At 63.5% G+C, this 25,606-nt stretch carries 19 protein-coding genes; 14 read left to right on the top strand and 5 right to left on the bottom strand.

Going from position 1 to position 25,606, the window contains the following annotated elements; translation table 11 throughout:
- Positions 1-107: 107 nt before the first annotated feature.
- From PQR27_RS31780 to PQR27_RS31725, 12 genes are all read left to right on the top strand, one after another.
- Positions 108-2,543, top strand: a complete 2,436-nt coding sequence (locus PQR27_RS31780) for a FimV/HubP family polar landmark protein (RefSeq protein WP_408527524.1) — start codon at positions 108-110, stop codon at positions 2,541-2,543.
- The gene (truA, locus tag PQR27_RS31775; protein WP_408527523.1) at positions 2,540-3,352 is read left to right on the top strand and encodes a tRNA pseudouridine(38-40) synthase TruA; all 813 of its coding nucleotides are present in this window, start codon (positions 2,540-2,542) and stop codon (positions 3,350-3,352) included. Before PQR27_RS31780 ends, truA begins: the two co-directional genes overlap by 4 nt.
- Positions 3,349-4,062 carry a phosphoribosylanthranilate isomerase gene (locus PQR27_RS31770; protein ID WP_408528367.1) on the top strand — a complete coding sequence of 238 codons (714 nt, stop codon included), beginning with the start codon at positions 3,349-3,351 and terminating at the stop codon, positions 4,060-4,062. The genes truA and PQR27_RS31770 overlap by 4 nt, the downstream gene beginning before the upstream one ends.
- A gap of 60 nt (positions 4,063-4,122) precedes the next feature.
- Positions 4,123-5,316 carry a tryptophan synthase subunit beta gene (trpB, locus tag PQR27_RS31765; RefSeq protein WP_408527522.1) on the top strand — a complete coding sequence of 398 codons (1,194 nt, stop codon included), beginning with the start codon at positions 4,123-4,125 and terminating at the stop codon, positions 5,314-5,316.
- 11 nt (positions 5,317-5,327) lie between these two features.
- A complete protein-coding gene (locus PQR27_RS31760; RefSeq protein ID WP_408527521.1) occupies positions 5,328-6,245 on the top strand; it encodes a DNA-methyltransferase in 918 nt (305 codons plus the stop codon).
- Positions 6,246-6,279: 34 nt separating this feature from the next.
- Entirely contained in the window at positions 6,280-7,092 is an 813-nt protein-coding gene (gene trpA / locus PQR27_RS31755) for a tryptophan synthase subunit alpha (protein ID WP_408527520.1), read from the top strand.
- Between the two features lie 80 nt (positions 7,093-7,172).
- Positions 7,173-8,045, top strand: a complete 873-nt coding sequence (gene accD, locus PQR27_RS31750) for an acetyl-CoA carboxylase, carboxyltransferase subunit beta (protein WP_211611824.1) — start codon at positions 7,173-7,175, stop codon at positions 8,043-8,045.
- Between the two features lie 148 nt (positions 8,046-8,193).
- Positions 8,194-9,504, top strand: a complete 1,311-nt coding sequence (folC, locus tag PQR27_RS31745; protein ID WP_408527519.1) for a bifunctional tetrahydrofolate synthase/dihydrofolate synthase — start codon at positions 8,194-8,196, stop codon at positions 9,502-9,504.
- 29 nt (positions 9,505-9,533) lie between these two features.
- A complete protein-coding gene (locus PQR27_RS31740; RefSeq protein ID WP_408527518.1) occupies positions 9,534-10,463 on the top strand; it encodes an SPOR domain-containing protein in 930 nt (309 codons plus the stop codon).
- Positions 10,464-10,470: 7 nt separating this feature from the next.
- Complete coding sequence (locus tag PQR27_RS31735) at positions 10,471-10,965, top strand: CvpA family protein (RefSeq protein WP_408527517.1); 495 nt, start codon at positions 10,471-10,473, stop codon at positions 10,963-10,965.
- A gap of 116 nt (positions 10,966-11,081) precedes the next feature.
- A complete protein-coding gene (gene purF, locus PQR27_RS31730) occupies positions 11,082-12,632 on the top strand; it encodes an amidophosphoribosyltransferase (RefSeq protein WP_408527516.1) in 1,551 nt (516 codons plus the stop codon).
- A gap of 295 nt (positions 12,633-12,927) precedes the next feature.
- Positions 12,928-14,118, top strand: coding sequence for an O-succinylhomoserine sulfhydrylase (locus tag PQR27_RS31725; RefSeq protein WP_408527515.1), 1,191 nt, complete (start codon positions 12,928-12,930; stop codon positions 14,116-14,118).
- A 58-nt stretch (positions 14,119-14,176) separates the two neighbouring features.
- Here PQR27_RS31725 and PQR27_RS31720 read toward each other — a convergent pair whose 3' ends face one another.
- Together PQR27_RS31720 and PQR27_RS31715 are read right to left on the bottom strand one after the other, a co-directional pair.
- The gene (locus PQR27_RS31720) at positions 14,177-14,956 is read right to left on the bottom strand and encodes an AraC family transcriptional regulator (RefSeq protein ID WP_408527514.1); all 780 of its coding nucleotides are present in this window, start codon (positions 14,954-14,956) and stop codon (positions 14,177-14,179) included.
- 29 nt (positions 14,957-14,985) lie between these two features.
- The gene (locus tag PQR27_RS31715; protein WP_006047612.1) at positions 14,986-15,327 is read right to left on the bottom strand and encodes an FKBP-type peptidyl-prolyl cis-trans isomerase; all 342 of its coding nucleotides are present in this window, start codon (positions 15,325-15,327) and stop codon (positions 14,986-14,988) included.
- Between the two features lie 202 nt (positions 15,328-15,529).
- Here PQR27_RS31715 and PQR27_RS31710 point away from each other — a divergent pair, with 202 nt between their 5' ends.
- Positions 15,530-16,336 carry a sensor histidine kinase gene (locus PQR27_RS31710; RefSeq protein WP_408527513.1) on the top strand — a complete coding sequence of 269 codons (807 nt, stop codon included), beginning with the start codon at positions 15,530-15,532 and terminating at the stop codon, positions 16,334-16,336.
- A 94-nt stretch (positions 16,337-16,430) separates the two neighbouring features.
- A complete protein-coding gene (locus PQR27_RS31705) occupies positions 16,431-17,774 on the top strand; it encodes a hemolysin family protein (protein ID WP_408527512.1) in 1,344 nt (447 codons plus the stop codon).
- A gap of 856 nt (positions 17,775-18,630) precedes the next feature.
- On the opposite strand, the gene treY is transcribed toward PQR27_RS31705, so the two are convergent.
- From treY to treZ, 3 genes are read right to left on the bottom strand one after another with little or no spacing between them, the layout of a single operon-like run.
- A complete protein-coding gene (gene treY, locus PQR27_RS31700) occupies positions 18,631-21,489 on the bottom strand; it encodes a malto-oligosyltrehalose synthase (RefSeq protein WP_408527511.1) in 2,859 nt (952 codons plus the stop codon).
- Positions 21,486-23,636 (bottom strand): 4-alpha-glucanotransferase, encoded by a 2,151-nt coding sequence (gene malQ, locus PQR27_RS31695; RefSeq protein ID WP_408528366.1) that lies wholly within the window; start codon positions 23,634-23,636, stop codon positions 21,486-21,488. Before malQ ends, treY begins: the two co-directional genes overlap by 4 nt.
- A gap of 41 nt (positions 23,637-23,677) precedes the next feature.
- Positions 23,678-25,597, bottom strand: coding sequence for a malto-oligosyltrehalose trehalohydrolase (gene treZ / locus PQR27_RS31690; protein ID WP_408527510.1), 1,920 nt, complete (start codon positions 25,595-25,597; stop codon positions 23,678-23,680).
- Positions 25,598-25,606 lie beyond the last annotated feature (9 nt).

Genomic DNA, 25,606 nt, shown 5'->3' with positions numbered 1-25,606 from the left:
TCAAGAAGCGTCGCGCTTGCGCGGCGCTTTTTTCATTGTGTGCTCCGATTATCTTGTCATTTTCCAACCGCAAACAAGGGCTGCGCGCTGACGCGCCAGGGGTCCCGATGAACCTTCGATTGTCACCCCTTCGGGCTATGCTCACTCATGAAGATACCGGCCGATTCGCGGCCTCGGCTGTCCTGGCTCTCGCGCTGGCCGGCGTAGGCATTGGCAACGCGTCGGCGGCGCCTGACGATGCCGCTAGCGCGCCAGATGCTGCCTTCGTTTCCTACGCCGCTGGCGGTCAATATACGGTGCGGCCTGGTCAATCGCTGAACGACGTGGCGATCGCCGTTACCCAGTCGCACGACCGGGCGACGCTCGTGCGCGCTTCACGCGCGTTGTTCGATGCAAATCCCAATGCCTTCATGAGCCACGACCCGAGCCGGATGCGCGTGGGTGCGGTGTTGACGGTACCGGTGCTGGATGCGACCGGAGCGCTGGCGGCGTCGGCGGCGGTTGCGGGGTCTGCGCCGGTCGCTGCGCCTGCGTCTGCGTCTGTATCTGGAGCGAATGCGGCGGTGGCGAGTGGCGTGGCGCAGGTCAATGCCGCCGCAGCCAGTGCCGCGAGTGCCGCGGCTCGGGCTGCGGAGCCCGCCACACCCGCGGCGACAGGGACGGCCAGCGCAGCGGCCGAGGCCAATCCGGCTGCGCCGAGTAGTGCGGCAGTCGCGGGCGCGGGTTCGTCGGCACCGGTGGCGGGTTCGCAGGCGGCCGCGTCGCCGGCCAGCGGCGCGCATGTGTGGGCAGGATCCGTTCAGCCTTCCGCTAGCGAGGCGGCTGAGGCCGCGGCGCCTGGCGCGCAACCCGCGTCGCAGGCGCGTACCCAGGTTTCGAGCTTGCAGCAGTTGCTGGCGCTGAAAAATCGCGTGTTGATGGAATTGCAGAAGCATGGCATCGGCGGCTCGCCGGCCGCGACGAGCGCCGTTTCGAGCGGCGCGCAGCCGGCGGCCGGTGTGTCGTCTGCGGCGGTTGTGCCGGCCCACGGCGGCACGGCGGTGGCGCCGTCGAACGAAGGCGGCCTGTCGCAAACGAATTTGAGCGTGGCGGCGGCGGTTGGCGCGGCGCTGGTCGTGTTGCTGGGGGCTTTGCGTCTGCGTCGAAAGAAGCGCGCGATGGCATTGGACGAAGCGGCGTCGACGGAGAATAAAGCGACGGTCCCTCCGGAAATCGTTTCGACACGGGAACCGATGCCGGCGCGCGAAGCATCGGCTGCGACTGACGACGCCGCGGCAGTGCAACCCGCGGTGGCGCTCGGGAGCGCTGAACGCGAGGCGGCGGCGCGTGAAACGGCTGAACGTGTAGCGGCGGAACGTGAAGCGGAAATCCGTAGTGCGGCTGAACGGGAGGCCGCAGAACGCGAGGCGGCGGCACGTGAAACGGCCGAACGTGTCGCAGCGGAACGCGAAGCGGAGATCCGTAGCGCAGCCGCGCAGGAGGCCACCGAGCGTGATGTAGCGGAGCGGGAGGCAGCGGAGCGGGAGGCAGCAGAACGTGAAGCAGCGGAGCGCGCGGCAGCAGAACATAAGGCAGCAGAACAAGCCACCGCGGCCCTCCCAACGCAAGAGACCAGCGCGCCCCGCGACCCATGGCAAGACCGCCCGGCAGCGCCAGCGGCCTTTGCACCCTTGCAGATGAACACCGACGTCGCGCCAGCCGCCCGGAGCGACTTCGCGCCGGAACCGGTTGCCCCGGCTCATCACGAAGACTTCAGCGGTGCCACGACAGCCGCGAGCCTTGCGGCCGCCGCGGAACTCGGTGCCGAAGCATTGCCGCTGACGCCGCTCGAACCGGTCAGCGAGGCCGTGCAGGCGGAGCAGCAGCATCACGGCCTGCAATGGGACGACGCTCCGGCATCAAACGCGCCGATCGCCCCGCCGCCCGTCATCGATTTCACGGAGCCGCACCTCGAGTCACACACGACATCGCGACTCGGGCAACCGGACAGCGAAACGCCGCCGCACTCGGCTCCCGTCGCGCACGCTCAGTCCACGCCGGCCGTGCCGAGCGAGTTTCCGCGCGACGCCGTCGATGCCTTCGGCAGTCTCGACATGCCGCTGCCGCCGCGCATCGAATCGGCCGATGATCCCCTGGACGTACTCGCCTCGCTGGCGACGCAACCGGTGGTGTCCCCGGAAACCACGGCACAGCAAGCCCTTGCGCAGCACGATCCCGATGACGCCCCGCACATCGCCGATGAAATCGCCGCCGGCACCGCGGGTCACGCGGCAGTCGCGGGCCTGGGCGCGGTCGGCTTCGGCGCACTGAAGCTCGACTTCGATCTCGAGTTGCCGCCCAGCCCAGCCCAGCCGCTGCCGGCCTTTACGCAAATCGATCTCTCGCGAATCGCCCGCAACAAGCTCGATCTGGCCGCCGAGTACATCGACCTCGGCGATCTGTCCGGCGCGCGCACGCTGATCAACGAAGTGATCGAAGTGAACGATCCGGGAACGCGCACTGAGGCTCGCGCGTTGCTCTCGACCCTCGCACCGTTGTCGTGAAGCGGATTGCGCTAGGGATCCAGTACGACGGCTCGGCATTCTGCGGCTGGCAGTCGCAGCCGCACGGCAACACCGTGCAGGACGAACTCGAGCGGGCATTGCGCGAGTTCGCGCGAGTGCCCGTGCACACGGTTGTCGCCGGCCGTACGGATACGGGTGTGCATGGCCTCGGTCAGGTTGTGCACTTCGATACCGAACTCGATCGCACCGATTTCTCGTGGGTGCGCGGCACCAACGCGTTCCTGCCGAAGTCGATCGCCGTGCAATGGGCCAAGCCGATGCCCGATGAGTTTCACGCGCGCTTCTCGGCTTTCGAGCGAACCTATCATTACGTGCTGTACGTGAGCCCGGTGCGCTCGCCGATGCTTGCCACGCGGGCCGGCTGGGTCCACACGCCGCTCGATGTGGACGCGATGCGCACCGCCGCTGCCTGTCTGATTGGCGAGCACGACTTTTCCGCGTTCCGGTCGTCGCAATGTCAGGCGAAAACGCCGGTCAAGCATCTGTATGCGATCGATCTACGGCCCCAAGGCGACTTCATTCATTTCCGCTTCCGGGCGAACGCGTTCCTGCACCATATGGTGCGCAACCTGATGGGCTGCCTCGTCGACATCGGCCGCGGGCGGCATCCCGCCGCATGGATGGCCGAGATTCTCGCCAGCGGCAATCGTGAGCGCGCCGCACCGACCTTCATGCCGGACGGCCTGTACCTCGCGCAGGTGGGCTATCCTGAGCAATTCGCCGTGCCCGCACCGCAGACCGGCAGCGTGCCCTGGAGTACCGTATGGACCGACCAAGCGCAAACATGAATGCAACTGAAAACCTGACCGCCGAAGCCCAAGAGGGCGCACAGCAGCACGCAGCGCCGCGCCGTACCCGCATCAAACTGTGTGGTCTGTCGAAGCCGGAAGACGTGACGCAGGCAATCGATCTTGGCGCCGACGCGATCGGCCTCGTGTTCTATCCGCCGAGCCCGCGCTCGGTGAGCGTCGCGCAGGCGGTCGAACTGGTGCACGACGTGCCGCCGTTCGTGTCGGTGGTGGGCTTGTTCGTCAACGCGACGCCGGACTGGATCCGCGAAGTCGTCAGTAACGTCGGCTTGACACTACTGCAATTCCACGGCGACGAGACCGCGGCGCAGTGCGAAGCGCTTGCCGGCGTTGCGGGTTTGCCTTGGTTGCGCGCGTTGCGCGTCGGGGCGGATACTCAGCCGGCTGATTTGGTAAAATCGGCGCTTAACTATTCAGCAGCCAGCGGTCTTCTTTTCGACACCCATGTCGAAGGCTATGGCGGCGGCGGAAAGGTTTTCGATTGGTCACTTATTCCAGCAGAGCTCGCGCATCGGGCCGTTTTGAGTGGTGGGTTGAACGCGCAAAACGTCAATGATGCGATCCATCGCGTGCGCCCGTACGCGGTCGATGTCTCGAGCGGCATCGAAGTGCCGGGTGCCAAGGGCGTGAAAGATCACGCCCGGATGGCGGCGTTCGTACGCGCGGTGCGCGCAGCGGATGCCGAATGATTCTGGCGGCGCGGTTTTCTCATACGAAAGCCGCGCGCCACACTGAGAAGAGTGGTCAATATGTACAACTTGCCTGACGAAAGAGGCCATTTCGGCCAATATGGCGGCGTGTTCGTTGCCGAAACGCTGGTTCACGCACTTGACGAGCTGCGCGCCGCGTATGAGAAATATCAGAAAGATCCGGAGTTCGTCGCCGAATACGAGCGCGAACTGAAGTATTTCGTCGGCCGTCCGTCGCCGATTTATCACGCTCAACGCTGGAGCGACATGCTCGGCGGCGCGCAGGTTTTCCTAAAACGGGAAGATCTGAATCACACCGGCGCGCACAAAATCAATAACGTCATTGGTCAGGCCTTGCTCGCGAGGCGCATGGGCAAGCCGCGCGTGATCGCCGAAACAGGCGCCGGCCAGCATGGCGTGGCCACGGCCACGATCGCGGCGCGTTTCGGCATGGAATGCGTGGTTTATATGGGCGAGGAAGACGTGCGCCGTCAGGCTGCCAACGTCTACCGGATGAAACTGCTTGGCGCCACCGTTGTGCCCGTCTCGTCCGGTTCGCGCACGCTGAAGGACGCGCTCAACGAAGCGATGCGCGACTGGGTGACGAACGTCGAAAACACGTTTTATATCATCGGCACAGTGGCGGGACCGCATCCGTATCCGATGATGGTGCGCGACTTCCAGCGCGTAATCGGCGACGAGTGCAAGGTGCAGATGCCCGAGCTCGTCGGTCGCCAGCCGGACGCTGTGATTGCATGCGTTGGCGGTGGTTCGAACGCGATGGGCATCTTTTATCCCTACATTGACGACGCTTCGGTGCAGCTGATCGGTGTGGAAGCGACCGGCGACGGGATCGAGTCCGGCCGTCACGCGGCCTCGCTCATCGCCGGCAGTCCCGGCGTGTTGCACGGTAACCGCACCTATCTCCTGCAAGACGAGAACGGTCAGATCATTGAGACGCATTCGGTCTCGGCCGGCCTGGACTATCCCGGCGTCGGTCCCGAGCATGCGTGGCTAAAAGACAGCAATCGTGCGCAATATGTCGGCATCACCGACGAAGAAGCGCTCAAGGCGTTTCACGATTGCTGCCGTATCGAGGGCATTATCCCGGCACTGGAATCCAGCCACGCGCTGGCCTATGCCGCGAAGCTCGCGCCGACGCTGCCGAAGGACAAATACCTTCTGGTCAATCTGTCGGGCCGCGGCGACAAGGACATGCACACGGTCGCCGAGCGATCGGGTATCCAGTTCTGAGCGCCGCGACGATGCGCGACGAGTTCGACGAGCCGCGCCCGGCGATTGAAACCCACCCGGCCGCTGAAATTGCGGCGGCCGAGGCGCCTGCACCTTCATTGCCGCAGGTGCCTGCCGGCATCCAGCTGTTGAACCGCGATTTTCTGACCGATGTGGCGAACATTCCCGACGGGTCGATCGACCTGATCCTGTGCGATCCGCCTTATGGGCTCGGCAAGGATTATGGCAACGATTCCGACATGCGTTCGGGCGACGATTTTCTCGCCTGGACGCGCAGTTGGCTCGAGCTGGCCATTCCCAAGCTCAAGCCGTCAGGTTCGCTGTATATCTTTTGCACCTGGCAGTACGCGCCGGAAATCTTCAGTTTTCTGAAGACCAAACTCACGATGATTAACGAAATCATCTGGGACCGGCGCGTGCCGAGCATGGGCGGAACCGTGCGCCGTTTCACCTCGGTGCACGACAACATCGGCTTTTTCGCGGTATCGAAAGATTATTTTTTCGATCTCGATCCCGTCCGCATCCCGTACGATGCCGTCACGAAGAAGGCGCGTTCGCGTAAATTGTTCGAGGGCAGTAAGTGGCTGGAGCTTGGCTATAATCCAAAGGATGTCTGGTCGGTATCGCGGCTGCATCGGCAACACGCCGAACGCGTCGATCATCCGACCCAGAAGCCTCTGGAAATTGTCGAGCGGATGGTGCTGGCAAGTTGTCCCAAGGGCGGGCGCGTGCTCGACCCGTTCATGGGCAGCGGCACCACCGCGGTCGCTTGCGCTCGTCAGAAGCGCGAATTCGTCGGCTATGAGATCAATGAAAGTTACTGCGCGATAGCGCGCGAACGCGTCAGCGCCGCCGCAGCGCCTCCCGCTGCTGCCCGCAAAACGCGAAAGGCTGCGGCCAGAGCCGAGCAGCCAACCGAGGCGCAATGAGCGCGCAGTAACCCAAAAACCCGAGAATATTTCCATGTCCCGTATCAAGAACACGTTTGCCGCGCTGTCCGCGCAGGGTAAGAAAGGGCTGATTCCGTTCATGACGGCCGGCGACCCGGACCCCGCGCGCACGGTCGAATTCATGCATGCGCTCGCCGCCGGCGGCGCGGATGTGATCGAGCTTGGCGTGCCATTTTCCGACCCGATGGCCGACGGCCCGGTGATTCAGCAATCCTCTGAGCGCGCGTTGGCGCAGGGCGTGTCGTTGCGTAGCGTGATTGCCGACGTGAAGCGCTTCCGCGAGACGAACGACAAAACCCCAGTCGTGCTCATGGGCTATGCCAATCCGATCGAGCGCATGGGCACCGAAGCGTTCGCCAAAGCAGCGAAGGACGCAGGCGTAGACGGTGTGCTAGTGGTCGATTATCCGCCGGAAGAGTGCGCTAACTTCGCCGAACAGATGCGATCTGCCGGCATTGATCCGATTTTTCTGCTTGCGCCCACGTCGACCGACGAGCGCATCGCCGAAGTCGGCAAAATCGCCAGTGGTTACGTCTATTATGTGTCTCTGAAAGGCGTGACCGGCGCCGCAAATCTGGACGTTTCCAGCATCGCGAGTAAAATCCCGGCCATCAAGTCGCGCGTACCCCTGCCGGTGGGCGTCGGTTTCGGCATTCGTGACGCGCAAACGGCGCGCGCGGTGGCGGAAGTGTCCGACGCCGTCGTGATCGGTAGTCGTATCGTGCAATTGCTCGAACAAGCCGCGCCTGACACCGCCGCCGAGATGCTCACCCGCTTCGTGGCGGAAGTGCGCGAGGCGCTCGATAGCGTCGCGACTGCCCGATAACAATTATTTTTGTCGTCTGTAGCCTGAACGGCGGGTTCGTCCCGCCGTTTGCGCGACCGCTGACCCCAGAAGGATTCGATATGAGCTGGCTCGATAAGCTGCTGCCGCCGAAGATCAAACAAACTGACCCGAAGAGCCGCAAGGGGATTCCGGAAGGACTGTGGATCAAGTGCCCGTCGTGCGAAGCGGTGCTGTACCGCAACGACGTCGAGGCCAATCTGCACGTTTGCCCGAAGTGCGACCATCACATGCGCATCGGCGCGCGTGAGCGGCTAGACGGCCTGCTAGATCCGGAAGGCCGCTACGAAATCGGCCAGGAAATCGTCCCGGTCGACGCGCTCAAGTTCAAAGACAGCCGCAAGTACCCGGATCGCCTGAAAGAGGCGATGGATGATACCGACGAAACCGACGCCATGGTCGTGATGGGCGGCGCGATCCACACGCTGCCCGTGGTGGTGGCGTGCTTCGAGTTCTCGTTCATGGGCGGCTCGATGGGTTCGGTGGTCGGCGAGCGTTTCGCGCGCGGCGCGCAGAATGCGCTCGAACAGAAAGTACCGTTCATCTGCTTTACCGCTTCGGGCGGCGCGCGGATGCAGGAAAGCCTGTTGTCGCTGATGCAAATGGCGAAAACCACGGCCATGCTGACCAAACTCGCTGAAGCCAAGCTGCCGTTCATCTCCGTGCTGACCGATCCGACCATGGGTGGCGTGTCGGCGAGCTTTGCGTTCCTCGGCGACGTGGTGATCGCGGAGCCGAAGGCGCTGATCGGCTTTGCTGGCCCGCGTGTGATCGAACAAACCGTGCGCGAAAAACTGCCGGAAGGCTTCCAGCGCGCCGAGTTCCTGTTGACCAAAGGCGCGGTGGACATGATCGTCGACCGCCGCAAGCTGCGCGAAGAAATCGCGCAATTGATGGCGCTGTTGAGCCACCAACCGGCTGACGCCGTCGCGTAAGCCTTCGCACCGATCCGGCGCCGTGCCCGTCCAGGCGTAGCCGCCGTGAGTTAGACAGTCAAAAAATAGCGCGCCGCGAGAGTGATCAAGCGGCGCGCTGTCATTTCCGGGATAATCACGGTCTCGCAACGCAGCACCGATTCGCTCGATGACCACATTCCCCACCCTCGACGCGTGGCTCACGCACCTTGAATCAGCGCATCCGGTCGGCATCGACATGGGTTTGGCTCGCATCTCCAGGGTACGTGACGCGATGCAGTTATCGTTTGCGTGCCCGATCATCACGGTCGGCGGCACCAACGGCAAGGGCTCGACCTGCGCGATCCTCGAATCGATCTTGCTGCGCGCCGGCTTCACGGTCGGTTGCCACACCTCGCCGCATCTGCTGTCGTTCAACGAGCGGGCGCGCGTGAACGGCGAAATGGCGAGCGACGCGGACCTTCTGCCGCATTTCCAGGCCGTCGAAGCCGCACGCCTGAGCCTCGCTGAACCGGTCACACTGACCTATTTCGAATTCACGACGCTGGCGATCATGAGCCTGTTTGCGTCGCTCGTACTGGACGCGGTGATCTTTGAAGTCGGCCTGGGTGGCCGCCTCGACGCAGTCAACATCCTCGACACCGACTGCGCGATCATCACCAGTATCGATATCGACCACACCGATTATCTCGGCGATACGCGCGAGAAGATCGCCTTTGAAAAGGCCGGAATTTTCCGCCCGGGCAAGCCGGCGATCTGCGCCGATCCGATGGCGCCGCAAACCCTGATCGACCATGCCGACCAGATCGGCGCCGAACTGTGGCTATTCGGCCGCGATTTTCGCTACGAAGGGCAGGCGGGCAGCGAGCGCCAGCAATGGAGCTACGTGGGCCCGACGATGCGCCGTTCGGCGCTCGCCTATCCGGCGTTGCGCGGTGCGAATCAGTTGATCAACACGTCGGCGGCGCTCGCCGGTCTCGAAGCGCTGCGCGACCGGCTGCCGGTTTCGGCGCAGGACATCCGCCTTGGTCTGGCCAACGTGGAATTGCCGGGACGTTTCCAGGTGCTGCCCGGCAAGCCGGCCATCGTGCTCGATGTCGGCCATAATCCGCACGCGGCCGCCGTGTTGACGCAAAATCTCGGCAACATGGGCTTTTTCCCATACACGTACGCGGTGTTCGGCGCGATGCGCGACAAGGACATTGCCGGCGTGCTGGCGCACCTGGAGGGTGAAATCGACCATTGGTGCGTGACCGATTTGCCCACTCCGCGCGCGGCTTCTGCGGAAGAACTCGAAGCGGCTCTGCGTGAGCAGGGCGTGAGCGACGGCAACGATAGCAGCGTGACGCGCTACGCCACGCCGGCAGAGGCTTTCCAAGACGCGCTAAAACGAGCGTCAGAGAATGATAGAATCGTGGTTTTCGGCAGTTTCTATACGGTAGCAGGTGTCATGGCCTACCGTAAATCGCAGCAACACTGAACGGGCGCCAGGCTCGAACCAAGCGATTCATGGGAATTTTCTCGTTCGGCAAGAAAGACGACGCGCCCAGCCGGCGCGGCGCAAACACCAGTTCCACTCGTGGCGAGCGCGTGGAGCGGCGAACCCGCCGCACGGAGCGCACCGTGGACGCCGATGCGATGCTGCTCGACCCCACGTTGCCCGAAAAGCAGCGTGCGCGTCGCCGGCTCGTCGGCGCGGTCGCGCTAGTCGTGGCGGCGGTGGTCATCCTGCCCATGGTGCTGGATTCGCATCCAAGGCCGGTCACGGACGACATCTCCATCGATATTCCAAGCCGCCCCGCGCCGAAGGTCGCCAAGACCGACGAAGACACGCAGGCTGGCGTAGCGCCTGACAACCCGGCACCCGACTCGGCGCTCGCCGCTTCCGGCCTCGCGCCGGCCGCACCGGCCGCACCGGCAATAGGGACAAAGCAGCAGAGTGCGGATACGAGCGCAGCGCCCGCGGCCAAACCGGCCGTGAAGTCGCAAGCGCCGGCTGTCACCGCCAATACGACTCCCGCGACTCCTGCGTCGGCGCCAGTCAAACCGGCCAAACCGGCGGCCGCCACGCATAGTGCCGCCATTACGCCGGCCCCGAGCACCGATAGCACCAGCACGAACACCACGAGCACGACGAACGCGACGAACACGAACACCAGCGCGGACGCCGATTCCGCTACGCCGGCGTCGCCGCCAGGCAGCCGTTTCGCGGTTCAGCTCGGCGCATTTGCGAACGACGCCAATGCGCGTAATTGGCTGACCAAGTTGAAAGCGGCCGGTGTGCCCGCATATACCGAACATCGGAAGCAGGCTGACGGCACGACGCTCACACTGTTGCGCGCCGGCCCGTTCGCTGACCGTGCCGCGGCCAGCGCCGCGATTGCCAAGGTGCGCGAGGCCGGCCTGACGTCGGGCGCGAACAGCGGCACCGCACAGTAAGCGAGCGATGTTCACTGCCTTCGACTACGCTGTAATGGCGGTGATCGGTTTATCGGCTCTGCGCGGTACGTGGCGCGGTTTTTTGTCTGAGATTTTCGGGCTGATCGGCTGGATCGCGGCATTTTTCATCGCCTGCCGCTTTGTTGGGTATGTCGTGCCGTACATTCCGTCCACATGGCCGGGCGGCGCGTTGACCCAGTGGCTGCTGGCGTTTGCGCTGGTCGTGATCGGCGTGGTGCTGGTAGCGAGCGTATTGAACGCGCTCCTGAGCCGCCTCGTGCAGGCAACCGGCTTGAGCGGCGTGGACCGCTCGCTCGGATTGATGTTCGGCCTCGTACGCGGGGTCATTCTGGTGCTGATTCTGGTCGCCCTTGCCGGCTTGACCGAACTGCCCCAACAGGAATTCTGGCGCAACGCCTTGCTTCGGCCCTATGCGGTCGAGGGCGTGCACGCAATGAAACCGCTGCTTCCCGAGACACTCGCTGCCTACGTCCGTGTGTGACGATCAGGCGGGTGATCAGAGGAAGCCCGCAGTACTCCGGCGCAATCCGGCTGCTTCCATGCTCCATCGCAGGCACCGGCCGCCGTTACGAATTTCGTACCTTTGAAGGACATGCCATGTGCGGCATCGTAGGCGTAGTTTCCCAATCCCCGGTCAATCAGCTGATCTATGACAGCCTGCTGCTCCTGCAGCACCGCGGTCAGGACGCCGCCGGCATCGCAACCGCGAACGGCAGCAATTTCCACATGCACAAGGCCAACGGCATGGTGCGCGACGTGTTCCGCACGCGCAACATGCGCAGCCTGCCCGGCACCACCGGCATCGGCCAGGTCCGTTATCCGACCGCCGGCTCGGCGTCGAGCGAAGAGGAAGCCCAGCCGTTCTACGTGAACGCGCCATTCGGCATCATCCTCGCGCATAACGGCAACCTGACCAACTGGCAGCAACTGAAAGATGAGATGTTCCGCATCGATCGCCGCCACATCAACACCAATTCCGACACCGAAGTGATGCTCAACGTGCTCGCGCACGAATTGCAGCTGTCCAGCTCGGGTCTGCAACTCGATCCGGCCGCGCTGTTCAAGGCGGTGTCGGGTGTGCATCGCCGGGTGCGGGGTTCGTACGCGATCGTGTCGCTGATCGCCGGTTACGGCCTGCTCGGTTTCCGCGACCCGTTCGGCATCCGCCCGCTGTGCCTCGGCAAGCAGGAAACACCGGAAGGCGTCGAATGGATCCTGGCGTCGGAATCGGTGGCGATTGAAGGTATCGGCTTCGAATTCGTGCGCGACGTGGCGCCGGGCGAAGCGATTTTCATCGACATCGAAGGCAATCTGCATTCGCAGCAATGCGCGACGAATCCGAGCCTGAACCCGTGTATTTTCGAACTCGTGTATCTCGCGCGTCCGGACTCGGTGCTCGACGGCGTGCCGGTCTACAACGTGCGTCTGCGCATGGGCGACTACCTCGCCGAGAAGATCAAGCGCGAGTTGCCCGATGTCGCGATCGACGTCGTGATGCCGATCCCCGATTCGTCGCGGCCGGCTGCAATGCAGGTGGCCAAGAAACTCGGCGTCGAATACCGCGAAGGCTTCTTCAAGAACCGTTACGTGGGCCGCACCTTCATCATGCCGGGCCAGGCGGTGCGCAAGAAGTCGGTGCGCCAGAAGCTGAACGCGATGGGCATCGAGTTCAAAGGCAAGAACGTGCTGATCGTCGACGATTCGATCGTGCGCGGCACCACCTCACACGAAATCGTGCAGATGGCGCGCGATGCGGGCGCGAACAAGGTGATTTTCGCCTCGGCTGCGCCGCCGGTGAAATTCCCGAACGTCTACGGTATCGACATGCCGACGCGCGGCGAACTGGTCGCGCATGGCCGTTCTGACGAAGAAGTCGCGCGGATGATCGGCGCCGACCATCTCGTTTATCAGGACGTTGACGCGCTCAAGCAGGCGGTGCGCGACATCAACCCGGCGCTGAAGGAATTCGAGGCTTCGTGCTTCGACGGCAACTACGTGACCGGCGATGTGACCACCGAGTACCTCGACCGCATCGAAACCGCGCGTCTCGCGCCGTCTTCGCAATCAGATCGCGACGCCGCAAGCGAAGCGATCGACGGCGGCGGTCCGGCGCGCTCGCAACTGCATCTGCAATTGTCGGTTGGTTGAGCGATCTCGCTCGCGGCGTGGCCTGCAGCACGCCACGCCGCGAGCGTGTTAGCATAACGGCTTGCGTCGATTTGATCTCAGCTTGCGGACGCGGGGCAACCCAAAACAGCTAAAGCGAATGGTGGGCAAGCCGCAATCGTCCGCCTCCGCTCCAGCTTTCCCCCGCACATGAAGCCCGCTTATGCCGACGCAAAAGCGGGCTTTTTTGTTGCTGCCGTTTGGCGTCTCGCAGACTCATCGCAGGTGAGTCCTGTGCGCCGAACCCAGCCATGGAACATTGGAAAATAGAACCAATATGGACGACTCCCTGAACTTCGATACGCTGGCAGTCCGCTCGGGCACAGTACGCAGCGACTTCAACGAACATTCGGAAGCGATTTTCCTGACGTCGAGCTTTGTGTTCGCGAGTGCCGCGGACGCCGCCGAGCGCTTCAAGAATTCCGAAGAGTATTACACCTACTCGCGCTTCACGAACCCGACGGTCTCGATGTTCCAGGACCGTCTGGCCGCCCTCGAAGGCGGCGAAGCGTGCATGGCCACCGCCTCCGGAATGGCCGCGATCATGTCGGTGGTGATGTCCGTGCTGCAGGCCGGCGACCACCTGGTCAGTTCGCAGGCATTGTTCGGCTCGACACTCGGCATGTTCTCGCAGATTTTCAGCAAGTTCGGCATCACGACCACCTTCGTCGATCCGACCGATCTCGATGCATGGAAAAACGCCGTGCGCCCCGAAACGAAGATGTTCTTCCTCGAAACGCCGTCGAATCCGCTGACCGAAGTTGCCGATATCGAAGCGATCAGCAAGATCGCCAAGGCCGCGAATGCGCTGTTCGTGGTCGACAACTGTTTCTGCAGCCCGGCCTTGCAACAGCCGTTGAAGCTCGGTGCGGACGTGGTGATGCACTCGGCCACCAAGTTCCTCGACGGCCAGGGGCGTGTGCTCGGCGGCGCGCTGGTCGGCTCGAAGAAATTCATCATGGAAAAGGTGTTTCCGTTTGTGCGCAGCGCCGGGCCGACGCTGTCCGCGTTCAACGCATGGGTGCTGCTCAAGGGTATGGAAACGCTGTCGCTGCGCGTCGAAAAGCAGTCTGCGAATGCGCTCGAAATCGCGCGCTGGCTCGACACGCATCCGGCCGTGAATCGCGTGTTTTACCCGGGGCTCGAATCGCATCCGCAGCACGCGCTGGCGATGCGTCAGCAGAAGGCGGGCGGCGCGATTCTGTCGTTCGAGTTGAAGGGCGATACGCCCGAAGCGATGCGCGCGAACGCATGGCGTGTGATCGACAGCACGAAGATCTGCTCGATTACCGGCAATCTCGGCGACACGCGCACGACCATCACGCATCCGGCGACCACCACGCATGGTCGCGTGACGCCGGAAGCACGCGCGGCCGCCGGCATTAGCGAAGGCCTGATCCGTCTGGCCGTGGGTCTGGAAAACGCCGGCGATATCCGCGGCGATCTGGAGCGCGGTCTGGCGGGCTGAAGGGTTCCTGGCGATGTGACTGCGGGCCGTCTGCCCGGGTGGCTCGTGGATTGAAAGGCTAGTGGCGCAATGCGCGCCACTGACCGGGCGCCAACCCGAAGCGTCGCGTGAAAGCGTGCGTGTAGGCGCTCTGGTCGCCAAAACCGATTTCCAGAGCGATGTCGATCAGCGAAAGACGCGGATCGGCGAGTAGCGTAATCGAGGTATCGAGCCGCAGACGTTGTAAATAGCGGTGCGGCGTTTCGCCGAAGGCCTCGATAAATAGCTGATGAAACCGCCGCATGCCGAAGCCGCAATGCGCGGCGAGGTCGCCGATCCGCAACGGCTCCGACAAATGCGCGCGCAGCCAGCGGTCGATGCGCGCAAAATCGAGGCCGGCGCCGGGCGCCAGAGCCCCAGCCGCCGCGCCCGTATCGGCCACCAACGCAGCGCCTAACCGCGCGGCTGCGTCCCAATGAAAACGGCGGGTATCCAGATCATTGCCCTGTGCGCCGCCGGTGGCGTGCGCCGCAATCCGATGCACGAGCTGCGTGAGCGATGCATCCACCGTCACCGCCCGGGCGCGCTCGAACAGACGTTCCGGCACGGCGAGCGAAGCGGCCGGCAAATCCAGCACCAACTGCCGGTTTTCGCCGACGCCCGCATAATCGTGCCGCGCGCCCGCCGGAATGAGCCAGGCGGTGCCGGCGTCGATCTGTCGCGCGACGCCATCCACCGCCATTACCATGGCGCCGTCGAGCCCGAGTACGACCTGATGAAAGTCGTGCACATCCGACGCTTCAATCTCGCCGTAACAGCGCAACGAGACGCTAGGTGCGGGAATGGCGACGTGGCGCACGGCAATGCCTTATTACAAAGCAGTGAACTTTAGACGTCGAGCAATTCGACTTCAAACACGAGCGTCGCATTCGGCGGAATGACGCCGCCCGCGCCGCGCACGCCGTAGCCGAGTTGCGGCGGAATCGTCAGCTTGCGCGTGCCGCCAACCTTCATGCCCTGCACGCCTTCGTCCCAACCCTTGATGACCATGCCGCCGCCCAGCACGAAGGCGAAGGGGTCATTGCGGTCCTTGCTCGAATCGAACTTCTGGCCATCGGTCAGCCAGCCGGTGTAGTGCACGCTGACGGTCTTGCCGGCGACGGCTTCGGCGCCCGTGCCTTCAACGATGTCTTCATATTTCAGGCCGGATTCGGTAGTCACAGTCGACATGTGTCGCTCCTTAGGTCAAATCGAAAAAACGACATTGTAGGCGCGTTGGCGCCGCATCGCCGAGGATTGGCGAGGATTGCGGTCAGGCACGCGGATTGCAGCTGTCCTGCATTGGCCGTCCGGCCAGGCTGGTCGTGCCCGGCGGCATGCCTATAATGGGGCTTCTTTCAAGAACTTACGCACTGCCTGAGAGGGCTCGATCGTGACAACGTCTTCCACCGGGACCGGCGGCGAACAGCCGGTTCGTCCCGGCTTCGCCGTATCCGAGCGCACCGCGCATCTGCGCGCGGAGACCGCGCTGTTCATGCGTGATCATGTGCTGTCGCTCGTATCGCACGACTTGCGCGGTCCGCTGAACGCCATCCACAGCTGGGCGTATGTGCTCGAGCGCAAGCTCGATGCGAACGACCCTAACTCGCAGCGGGCCGTCGCCGGCATCCGTAACGGCGTGGACCAGCAGGTGAAGCTGCTTGAAACGATTGTCGACGCCACGCGCGCCGAGACCAGAACGCTTGCGCTCGCTTATGCGCCGTTCCCGCTGCATCCGCTGCTCGATGAAACGGTTGAGGAAGTCCGCACAGGGCTGGCGCGTTCACGTGGCGTCGAGCTTGCCATCGACTCCCGACTCGCAACCGAGCAACTCAACGGCGACCGGGAGCGTCTTGCCGCCGCGCTGTGGGTGATGCTCACGTTCGCTGTCGAGGCGGCCGCGGAGGGCGCCAAGGTCGAACTCGCCACACGGGCCGACGCATCGGCATGGCTCGTGACCGTTACCTTCAACGTGAGCACCGCCGCGCTGGACGATCCCTCGTTGCCGCACGTGCTTGAAGCATTTGCCCGTAAACAGGCGTGTGAACCGCGCGAAGCCAAGCGGATCGCGTGGGTGTTCGCGTTGTGCAAGCGTGTAGCGGAGGCGCATGGCGGCAGTTTTGAGCAGAGTGATACGCAGGAGGCCGAAGCGGCCACGCTCGTGCTGCGCGTGCCCCTTAGCGCGACGGTAAAGACTTGAGCGCCGGCCATTGGCACGGTCGCTTGTGCTCGGTTAACTTTCACCGAACTTTCGCACTTTATACTGACAACTTTTGTTGCCGGAGCCATTCGCTTTGATCCAGGTTGTCGCCCTTATTGGTGCGTTGTTTCTCGTTGCCCTCAACGGTTTTTTCGTCGCCGCGGAATTCGGTCTGGTGAAGCTGCGGCAAACGCGTGTGCAAAGCCTTGCTGCCCGGCACGGCATGCGCGGGCGTTTGCTGGCGAAGGTGCATGGCCGGCTCGACGCGTATCTGTCCGCGTGTCAGCTTGGCATTACGCTGGCTTCGCTTGGTCTGGGCTGGATTGGCGAGCCTGCCTTCGCCGAGTTGCTCACACCGCTGTTTACTCTGCTAGGTGTCGAATCCGAGAAGCTGATTCACGGCATCTCGCTGTTTTTCGCGTTCTCGTGCATTTCGTTCCTGCACATCGTGGTGGGCGAACTGGCGCCCAAGTCGCTGGCGATTCGTGAAGCGGAGAAAGTTTCGCTGTGGGCCGCCACGCCGCTATACGGTTTCTACTGGGCCATGTATCCGGCGATCTGGGTGCTCAATTCGAGCGCTAACGCGGTACTCAAGCTTGCGGGTCTCGACGCGGACCACGGCCACGATTCCCACTATTCGACTGACGAACTCAAGCTGATTTTGCGAGGCCGCCGCGCTAACGTCGCGACGGAACTGGGTTCGCCGGATGGCGCGTACAGCCAGGACGAATGGAACACGATTGCGCACTCGCTGGACTTTTCGCGCATGACCGTGTCCGACCTGATGCGTCCGGCTTATGAAATGGTGGGTTTGCGGCGCGATCTGCCGATGCGTGAAAACATGCAGGTGGTGGCGCGGCATCGCTTCAGCCGTTATCCGCTGTTCGAAGATGCTGCTGGCGAGCGTGTGGCCGGCATGATCCATTTGAAGGATTTGCTGCTGGCGCGGCATGCGGGCAGTACGCTTGACGATCTTTCGAAGTACGCGCGGCCGGTGCAATACGTGAAACCCGATATGCCTGCGCTTGAACTGTTTCGCCGCTTCCGGAAGGGCGCGCCGCATTTTGCGCTGGTGGGCCACAAGAACTCGAAGCCGATTGGTTTTCTGACGCTTGATAATCTGCTCGGCGCATTGGTTGGGCAGATTCATGATGAATTCCGCCAGGGCGATGCGGATTGGTCGCGGATGGATGACGGCACGTTGATGGGCAAGGGGAGCTTGCCCGTGGTGTCGTTGGAACGTGCGTTGGGGATCGATATCGATGAGGGGCAGGCTGAATCGGTAGGCGGGTTGGTGATTCAGGCTTTGAATGATCTGCCCACTGAGGGGCAGCGGGTTGAGTTTGATCGGTTTGATGTGGTGGTCAAGAAGATGAAGGGTCCCAGGATTGTGTTGGTGCGGGTTTATCCGAAGAGTTTTGATGATGAAGGTGGATAAAGGTTTTTTTTGCCTTTGGCGGCGGCATTTTCCTGGTTCTCGCTTCTTTGGCCTTTCCTTGTTTGCTTATTGGTTTATTAGCGTTCCCCCTGTGCGGGGGGGGCACCTACTTTTCTTTGCCGCCGCAAAGAAAAGTAGGCAAAAGAAAGCGGCTCCAACCGCCAACATTTAAGCGGGTCCCCTGGCTTGGAGGGGCCGGTGGTCCGATTAACGGATCACATCTCGGTCCATTAGCGTCAGTGACACAGCCGTCATCCGCTCCCACTTCGCACTGCGTGCGTCGCGGTTGGGTCTGCCAGGGAAACCGGGTGCTTCGGTTGCGTAGCGGGGGCCATCGGCTTCGCCTCGGCGAGGTGCTGAAAACACCGAGTGTTTTGGAAGTGTCGGTGCGCCGGCATCCAGGTTGGCAGGTCAGCTAGCGTTTTAATTGAGAGACCAAGAGCCGGCTTGCCAGGATCGAAGGCAGCAAGTCACGCCATGCCATGCAACCGCGAGCCACCGCGCCGGATAACCCGGATGCGCAAACCCGGCGGGCGGTTGGATGAAGTATCGCTTCGGCGCGCGCAGCGCCGCCGGAGGTATGACGGCTTGGTCACTCACGAGAGCAGGTGCGCAGGCTCAATCTCTACGGAGCCACTGCACCCTCCAAGCCAGGGGATCCACTTAAGAATTGGCGGTGTGAGCCGCTTTCTTTTGCCTACTTTTCTTTGCGGCGGCGCCCCGAAGGAAGTCCACTTGGTGGGCAAAGAAAAGTAGGTGCCCCCCGCACAGGGGGAACGCTAATAAACCAATAAGAATAGAAACAACCAACGCCGTAGGCACAAGGAAATGCCGCCGCCAAAGGCAAAAAAAACATTCAACTCCTAGGCACCCCATCCTCCACCAACACAGCAATCGGCATAGCCGCCACCGCATCCCGCAGATACAGCAATCCATTCTCATCAACCTTAGGCGCCGCCGGCGAAAGCCAATCAAACAACGCCCGCGCAGCCAGATCGGCGGGCATCTCGATTGCCGTATCGCCCCACTTACCCGGATCAACGATCGGCAAATCGCCACCCTCACCGAGCAACCCGGCAGCGAGTCGGCTCGCCACGACGACCGCCCACGCATTACCATGCCGCCGCGCAAACGCAATCACATTCGATGCATGCGCACCGCGCACCACCAACGGCAGATACGTACTCTGACTCAGCAATTCCGGCAGATGCGCGCGCAATGCCAGCACCCGCTGCACCACCGCGAGCTTCACGCGTCCATCGCGCCAGTCAGACAAAAATTCCGATGGCGGTGTCTGTGCAAGCCACGCCTCGCGCTGCGCAAAATCCACCGGCCGGCGATTGTCCGGATCGACCAGACTGAAGTCCCACAACTCGGTGCCCTGGTAAAGATCGGGAATCCCAGGCGAGGCCAGCCGCAACACGGTCTGCTGCAAACTATTGAGCACACCCGCACGCCCAATCCGCGCGACAAACGCAGACAATTCGCGCAAAAAGCCGTCGCGCCGCTGCGGCGCCAGGATGTCGAACAGGAAGTCGCGACAGGCGGCTTCATACGCTTCGTCGGGCGCGAGCCAGTTGGTCTGCAGTTTCGCTTCACGCAGCGCCTTCAACTGCCATTGCGCGACACGCTCAGCCAGCGTCCTGACGCCGTCTTCGTCGTCCGGCGACAAATCCAGCGGCCAGCAACCCACCAGCGTCTGATACAGCATCGCTTCCGCCGCTGGGCCAGGTGCCCAGTCGTAGCGTGTGTCCTTGCTGACGCTGCTGATCGGCTTGCCGTCGAGCGAACGGCGATGCGGCGCATTCAGCGTGGACCACGCGCGCAAAATTGAACTCCACTCGGGTGCGATCTCGCTCAACACCGCAAGCCGCGCGCGCACGTCTTCGCCGCGCTTGTGGTCGTGTGTGGCGGTGGCGAGCATTGCGTGAGGAAAGCGCTGCGAGCGTTCCAGATTCGCGGCGTGAAACTGCTCGACTGACAACGCGAATTCGCCCGGATCAGCGCCGACTTCGTTGCGCGACAATAAACGCCCATAGCGGTAGCACGCGGTATCTTCAACCGCCTTCGCGGCAACCGGTGCGGTCAGTTGCGAAAACAGCGTCTGCGCGGTGCGCCGCGCGGAGCCCGCGTGAGTCGGCGGTGTACCGTTCTGCCCTTGCTGTGGCGGCGTGCTGGGGCGGCCATTCGGCGTATCCTCGGCGCTGCCGCCAAGCCACGCATTCACGCGATCGAGCACGACATGGTCAGCACGCGAGAGCGTCTCCCGGGCGCCGGCCAGTGCCTGGTCGAAATAAACGTTATCGGCAACGCTGCGCAAGCCGTTCTGCGGATAGATGCGATACACCGGAAAATGCACGACCAGTTCAGTCAGCACGCGCCGCAGCGCGGTGTAGGTGAAGTCGCGCGTCGCTAGCGAGTCGCGAGCAATACGATGCAATGCGCGCGCCGCGCGGTCCAGTTCCGCTGGGAGGTTTTCGGCGAGAATCTTGCGTCGTGCGATCAATGCTTCGTCGGCGAATCGTGCGCTGCGGCCGGTGATTTCACGCCACGATTGCGCGAGCGGCTCGGCGCCGGCGGGATCGTGCAATAACGCGCCCACATCGTTCATGAAATCGTAACCGGTCGTGCCGTCCACGGGCCAATCGTCGCGCAACGGTTCACCACGGCCGAGAATTTTTTCGATGACCACATACGGCGCGGTATCGCGCAGTTCAGTGAGGCGCTGGCGCAACCGCTGACAATACTCGCGCGGCTCGGCGAGCCCGTCGACGTGGTCGATCCGCAAACCGTCCACCACGCCCTCCTGATACAGACGGAAAATCAGCGCGTGCACGGCGTCGAACACTTCGGGCCGCTCCACGCGCACGCCGGCTAGCGTCGAGATATCGAAGAAACGCCGCCAGTTCACTTCGTCCGAGGCGGTGCGCCACCATGCGAGACGGACATGCTGCCGCTCGATCAAGCGATGCAAACGGTCGCGCGAAACCGGGTCGCCCGGCGCGTACGTTGCCAGAGCGGTTTCAATCGCGGACACACCGTGCTGTGCGGCGAATTCGCGCAGCAACTCGCGCCCCTCGGCGGCGCGCGGCTGGTCGGCCGGTTGGGTCGTCATGCCCTGAAAGCGCTCGGCCAGCGCGCTGAGATCGGGGCGCTCAGCGCTTTGCAGAATCGACGCGTAGTCGGTCGGACACACTGGAAACACATGCGGACCGTAGCCGATGTAGAAGTGCCCGGTGCCCGCCGAAAATCGCAGCGCAATGTTGCCTGCCGCGAGTTCTTCGCCGTAGGGCGCGCCGAGCATCGGCATCAGCACCTTGCCGCGCAAGGCCGGATCGGGTGAGTGCCAGTCGACGTCGAAATGCCGCGCATACGCACTGTGCCGCCCCCATTCGAGAATATCGAGCCACCACGCGTTGCTGGCGCCGCCAACACCCATATGGTTCGGCACCATGTCGACGATCAGACCCATGTTGTGCGCGCGCAGCTTATCGACAAGACGCTTGAGCGCCGCCTCGCCACCGCACTCGGTGCTGACCTGGGTGTAGTCGACGGTGTCGTAGCCATGCATCGAGCCCGGCTCGGCCGTTGTGATGGGCGACGCGTAGAGATGGCTGATGCCGAGGGCGGCGAAGTACTCGACGTGCTTCGCGGCATCGTCGAAGGTGAAGCCCCGATGAAACTGGAGCCGAAGCGTGGAGCGTGGAACAGTCATGGCGTATCAGGCTCCACGGAGGCGTTAGGAGAAGAGCGTATCGCCGCGCTGCGTGCGCGGTCGACCGCCAGCAGCCGATCGCGGAACGTCGCGTCTTCGAACAGTTCTTCGATCGACAGGGCTACGCGGCGGCGCCAGTTCGGATGCTCGTCGATCGAGCCGGGCAGATTCGGCTGTTCGACGTGCGCTAGCAGATCCTCGAGCGGATAGGTGACGAGCGGACCCGGCGTGGCCGCGACGAAGGCCAGCGCTTCATCCACAGGCGGGTTCTCCAGCGTCGGCGCGGGGACCTCGGGCGCGGCCACGCCGGCTTGCTGAAATGCCGCCCATAGTTTCGCGCGGTCGGCGGCGCGCTCCTCCTGCGCAAGCGCGACCGGATCGCGGCCATCGGCGCGCGCCATCGTCTGACCGACGCGGTTGCGCCACGTGATATCGCTGCCGTTCCACCAACCGGCGACAGTCGGCAGATCATGCGTGGTCGTGGTGCCGACGGCGTTGCGGTCCCATGCGTGGGGTGGCTTGAAACCGTCGCCGTGCGCAGCATGCTCGAACCACAGCACACGAATGCCGGCCACGCCATGCTCGTCGAGCCGCTCGCGAAAGCCGGGCGGCACGGTCCCGAGGTCCTCACCGATCACGATCGCGCGATGCCGCCACGATTCGAGCGCAATGAGCCGCAACAGATCTTCGAGCGGATAACGCAGATAGGCGCCGTTGCGCGCGCTTTCTCCCTCGGGCACGAGCCACAGGCGTCGCAAGCCGAGAATGTGATCGATACGGATGCCGCCCGCATGCACGAACGCGGCGCGCAGCATGTCGATGAACGCGGAGAAGCCTTGCGTGCGCATCGCGCGCGGCGAGAAAGTGGTGAGTCCCCATGTCTGGCCAGCCTGATTGAACAGATCCGGCGGCGCGCCGACTGACACGCCTTGCAACATGTCGTCACGATAAGACCACGCATGACTGCCGGCGCTATCGCAACCGACGGCGAGGTCGGCGATCAGGCCGACCGCCATGCCGGCGTCGCGCGCCGCGTGCTGGGCGTGCGACAACCCCTTGGCGGCGAGCCATTGCAGGAAGAGATAAAACTCCACTTCGTGGCGATTGGCCTCGGCGAAAGCGTCGACTTCCGGGCTGCGTGGATCGCGCAGCGCCTCGGACCAATTGCGCCAGTGGCCGTCGCCGCCTGGCTCTGCAAGCTGCGCCGCCTGCAGCGCCTCGAAGCGCGCATGGTCTTCGAGCGCGCGTCCGGCACGCTCGCAAAAGCCGTGAAACTCCAGCGCGCGCGGCGTGCCGTGCTTGCGCTCTCCGGTACAGAAGTTCTCGTATAAGGCGCGCAAGACTTTCAGCTTCAACACGACCGCGTTCGGCCAATCGATCAGCTGCAGGTCTTCGAGCTTCGACCACGCAGCGCTCGCTTCTGCCGCTTCAAGCGCGGCGTGCGCTGCATCGGCGCCGAACACCGCGGCGGGATCGATATGCGCGACATTCAGCCATAAGCGCGACGACGGCGAATACGGGCTGAAGCGGTGCGGCTGGGCGCTGAACATGGCATGCGTCGGACTCACGGCGAGCGCATGCGCGCCACGCTTCGCGCTTTCGATCGCCAGTTGCGCGAGCGCCGAATAGTCGCCGATGCCGCCGTCGCCGGTACGGCGCAATCCATACAGCTGCGCGGCAATGCCCCACAGCGGCGGCGCGTGGGCGGTGTCGTCGTGCAGCGTGCGCCATGCGTCGGCGACGGTGTAGCAGCGCGACGGCGCGACGGCCAGCGTCATGTGTTGGTCGTTGATCACGAGCCTGTGGTAGCCGGGCTCGTCGATCGGTGTGAGCAACGCTTCCTCGCCTTTGGGCGCGGTGAAACGGCCGTCGATGATCGAGCCGCTTTCCAGTTCGATCCGGTAATGGCTGCCGGATTTGATCGCGGCCGCAGGCAAGGCGATGCCGCGCTCGACTTCCGCGGTCATCAGCGGAGGCAGTTTGCGGCCAGACAGTTCGGCATCCAGCGCGGCGGCGCTATGGCGGATTTGCGTTGCGTTGCCGCACGGCAGGCCCATCCGTTCGAGCAGCACGGCGAGCGTGCTTTCGGGCACATGCTGTGTCGTATGGTGCGCGTCCTGCCACTCGACTTCAAAGCCGGCGCGCATGGCAAGGTTCACGATCGAATTGTTCGGGCGGCGGGTCGGACTCACGCGTGGCGCTCCTGTTGGCCCGCAATGCGGGCATCGTGGCCGATTGCGTAGTCGCTGACGTCGCCGGTCAGCCACGCGGCAAACGTATTGGACGGCAACACCTTCGCGTCGATCTGTTCACGCACGCGCGGCGGTGTTTCGAAAATGAGCTTGCCGGCGGGAATGTCAGCGAACGATACGCTTGCCGGCGACAGATTCAGGGCGATTGACAGCGTCTCGCCGTCGCCCAGTTTCCACCGTGCCACCAACGCGTTGGCGTCGCCGCCATCAGCGGCGGTGAGCACCGTCGCGCCGAGCGCTTTGGCGTGCTTCAGCCGCGGGGTGATCAGCTTCGCGCGCACGGCGAGCGCGGATTTGTAGAAGTGCATCCAGTCGAGCCGGTCTTTCGGATCGTCGTCGTGCGCCGGGGCTTCCGTGAGCTCGGGTGGCGCCGATGCCGCGAAGGTGTTCACGTCGTTGGGATCGGGAATTTGCGCGCGGCGCTGTTCGTCGCTGAAGACGGAAAAGCGCGCGAATTCGCGGCGCCGCCCTTCGCGAACGGCGTCGGCGAGCTCACCGGTGTAGTCGGTAAAGAACAGGAACGGTCGGGTCGAACCGTATTCCTCGTCCATGAACAGCAGCGGGATTTGCGGCGACAGTAGCAACAGGCCGGTGGCGGCGCGCAAAGCGTCATCAGACGTCAGCTTGCGCAGGCGTTCGCCAAATGCGCGATTGCCGATCTGATCGTGATTTTGCAGAAACATCACGAACGAAGTGGGCGGCAGGTGCTTGCTCGATTCGCCACGCGGCGCGCCGTCGTGAATCGGCGAGGCTTCGCCCTGATAGGTGAAGCCTTCCGACAGGACGCGCGCGAGCCGCCGGATCGGCTGGTCTTCATACGCGTGGTAATAGCCTTCCGTTTCACCGGTCAGGAGAACGTGCAGCGTGTTGTGCGCATCGTCGTTCCATTGCGCGTCGAAATGCGTTTCGAGCAGGCTCGCACTGTTGTGTTCGTTCTCCAGTACGAGATGCACGTGCCGGCCATGCTGCACTTTCGCGCGGATATGGTCGGACAATTCGCGCAGCCAGGCATGATTGTCGATGGCATGCACCGCGTCGAAACGCAGGCCATCGATGCGATATTCGTTGATCCAGTAGACCGCGTTGTCAGTGAAAAAATCGCTGACTTCCGGGCGCTCGAAGTCAATGGCCGGGCCCCACGGCGTGTGCGTGCCTTCGCGGAAAAACGGGCGGGCATACGCGTGCAGATAGTTGCCGTCCGGGCCGAAATGGTTGTAGACCACGTCGAGGAACACCATCAGGCCGAGACCGTGGGCGGCATCGATCAGTGCTTTCAGTTCCTCCGGGCGGCCATATGCCGAGTCCGGCGCATAGGGAAGCACGCCGTCATAGCCCCAATTGTGCTTGCCGGGAAAATCGTGCAGCGGCATCAACTCGATGGCGGTGACACCGAGCGCGGCGAGCGCCGTGAGGCGTTTTTGCACGCCCGCATAACCGCCGAGCGCGCCAACGTGCACCTCGTACAGCACGGTTTCTTCCCACGGCCGGCCATGCCAGTTCGTATGTTCCCAGCGATACGCGCGCGGGTCGATCACTTCGCTCGGACCATGCACGTCTTGCGGCTGGAAGCGCGATGCGGGATCGGGTACGGCGTGCTCGCCATCGAGCCGGAAACGGTAGAGCGTGCCCGCGCCACAATCGGCGGTGGCCTCGAACCAGCCGTTGCCGGTCGGCTCCATCTCGACCGCGCCTTGGGCAGGTCCGTTTTCGATATCCACGTGCACCGTCTTGCATGACGGCGCCCAGAAGCGAAACCGCGTGCGCGGCTTCGCCCCCGCCGCGCCGATCAGCTGTGCGCTGAACGGCAGGCAATGCGCGTGGTGATGCGCGTGAGGATCAATCGGACTATCGGACATGATTCGTCA

Source organism: Paraburkholderia fungorum (assembly GCF_046027215.1).
GTDB lineage: Bacteria > Pseudomonadota > Gammaproteobacteria > Burkholderiales > Burkholderiaceae > Paraburkholderia > Paraburkholderia fungorum_D.
This window is presented reverse-complemented; position numbering and strand designations above follow the sequence as displayed.

Bases quoted from the DNA above. Each gene is read 5' to 3' on its own strand.
- PQR27_RS31780 (WP_408527524.1), top strand. From the start codon at position 108: ATGAACCTTCGATTGTCACCCCTTCGGGCTATGCTCACTCATGAAGAT.
- PQR27_RS31770 (WP_408528367.1), top strand. From the start codon at position 3,349: ATGAATGCAACTGAAAACCTGACCGCCGAAGCCCAAGAGGGCGCACAG.
- trpB (WP_408527522.1), top strand. From the start codon at position 4,123: ATGTACAACTTGCCTGACGAAAGAGGCCATTTCGGCCAATATGGCGGC.
- PQR27_RS31760 (WP_408527521.1), top strand. From the start codon at position 5,328: ATGCGCGACGAGTTCGACGAGCCGCGCCCGGCGATTGAAACCCACCCG.
- trpA (WP_408527520.1), top strand. From the start codon at position 6,280: ATGTCCCGTATCAAGAACACGTTTGCCGCGCTGTCCGCGCAGGGTAAG.
- accD (WP_211611824.1), top strand. From the start codon at position 7,173: ATGAGCTGGCTCGATAAGCTGCTGCCGCCGAAGATCAAACAAACTGAC.
- folC (WP_408527519.1), top strand. From the start codon at position 8,194: ATGACCACATTCCCCACCCTCGACGCGTGGCTCACGCACCTTGAATCA.
- PQR27_RS31740 (WP_408527518.1), top strand. From the start codon at position 9,534: ATGGGAATTTTCTCGTTCGGCAAGAAAGACGACGCGCCCAGCCGGCGC.
- PQR27_RS31735 (WP_408527517.1), top strand. From the start codon at position 10,471: ATGTTCACTGCCTTCGACTACGCTGTAATGGCGGTGATCGGTTTATCG.
- purF (WP_408527516.1), top strand. From the start codon at position 11,082: ATGTGCGGCATCGTAGGCGTAGTTTCCCAATCCCCGGTCAATCAGCTG.
- PQR27_RS31725 (WP_408527515.1), top strand. From the start codon at position 12,928: ATGGACGACTCCCTGAACTTCGATACGCTGGCAGTCCGCTCGGGCACA.
- PQR27_RS31715 (WP_006047612.1), bottom strand. From the start codon at position 15,327: ATGTCGACTGTGACTACCGAATCCGGCCTGAAATATGAAGACATCGTT.
- treY (WP_408527511.1), bottom strand. From the start codon at position 21,489: ATGACTGTTCCACGCTCCACGCTTCGGCTCCAGTTTCATCGGGGCTTC.
- malQ (WP_408528366.1), bottom strand. From the start codon at position 23,636: ATGCGCGCCGGCTTTGAAGTCGAGTGGCAGGACGCGCACCATACGACA.
- treZ (WP_408527510.1), bottom strand. From the start codon at position 25,597: ATGTCCGATAGTCCGATTGATCCTCACGCGCATCACCACGCGCATTGC.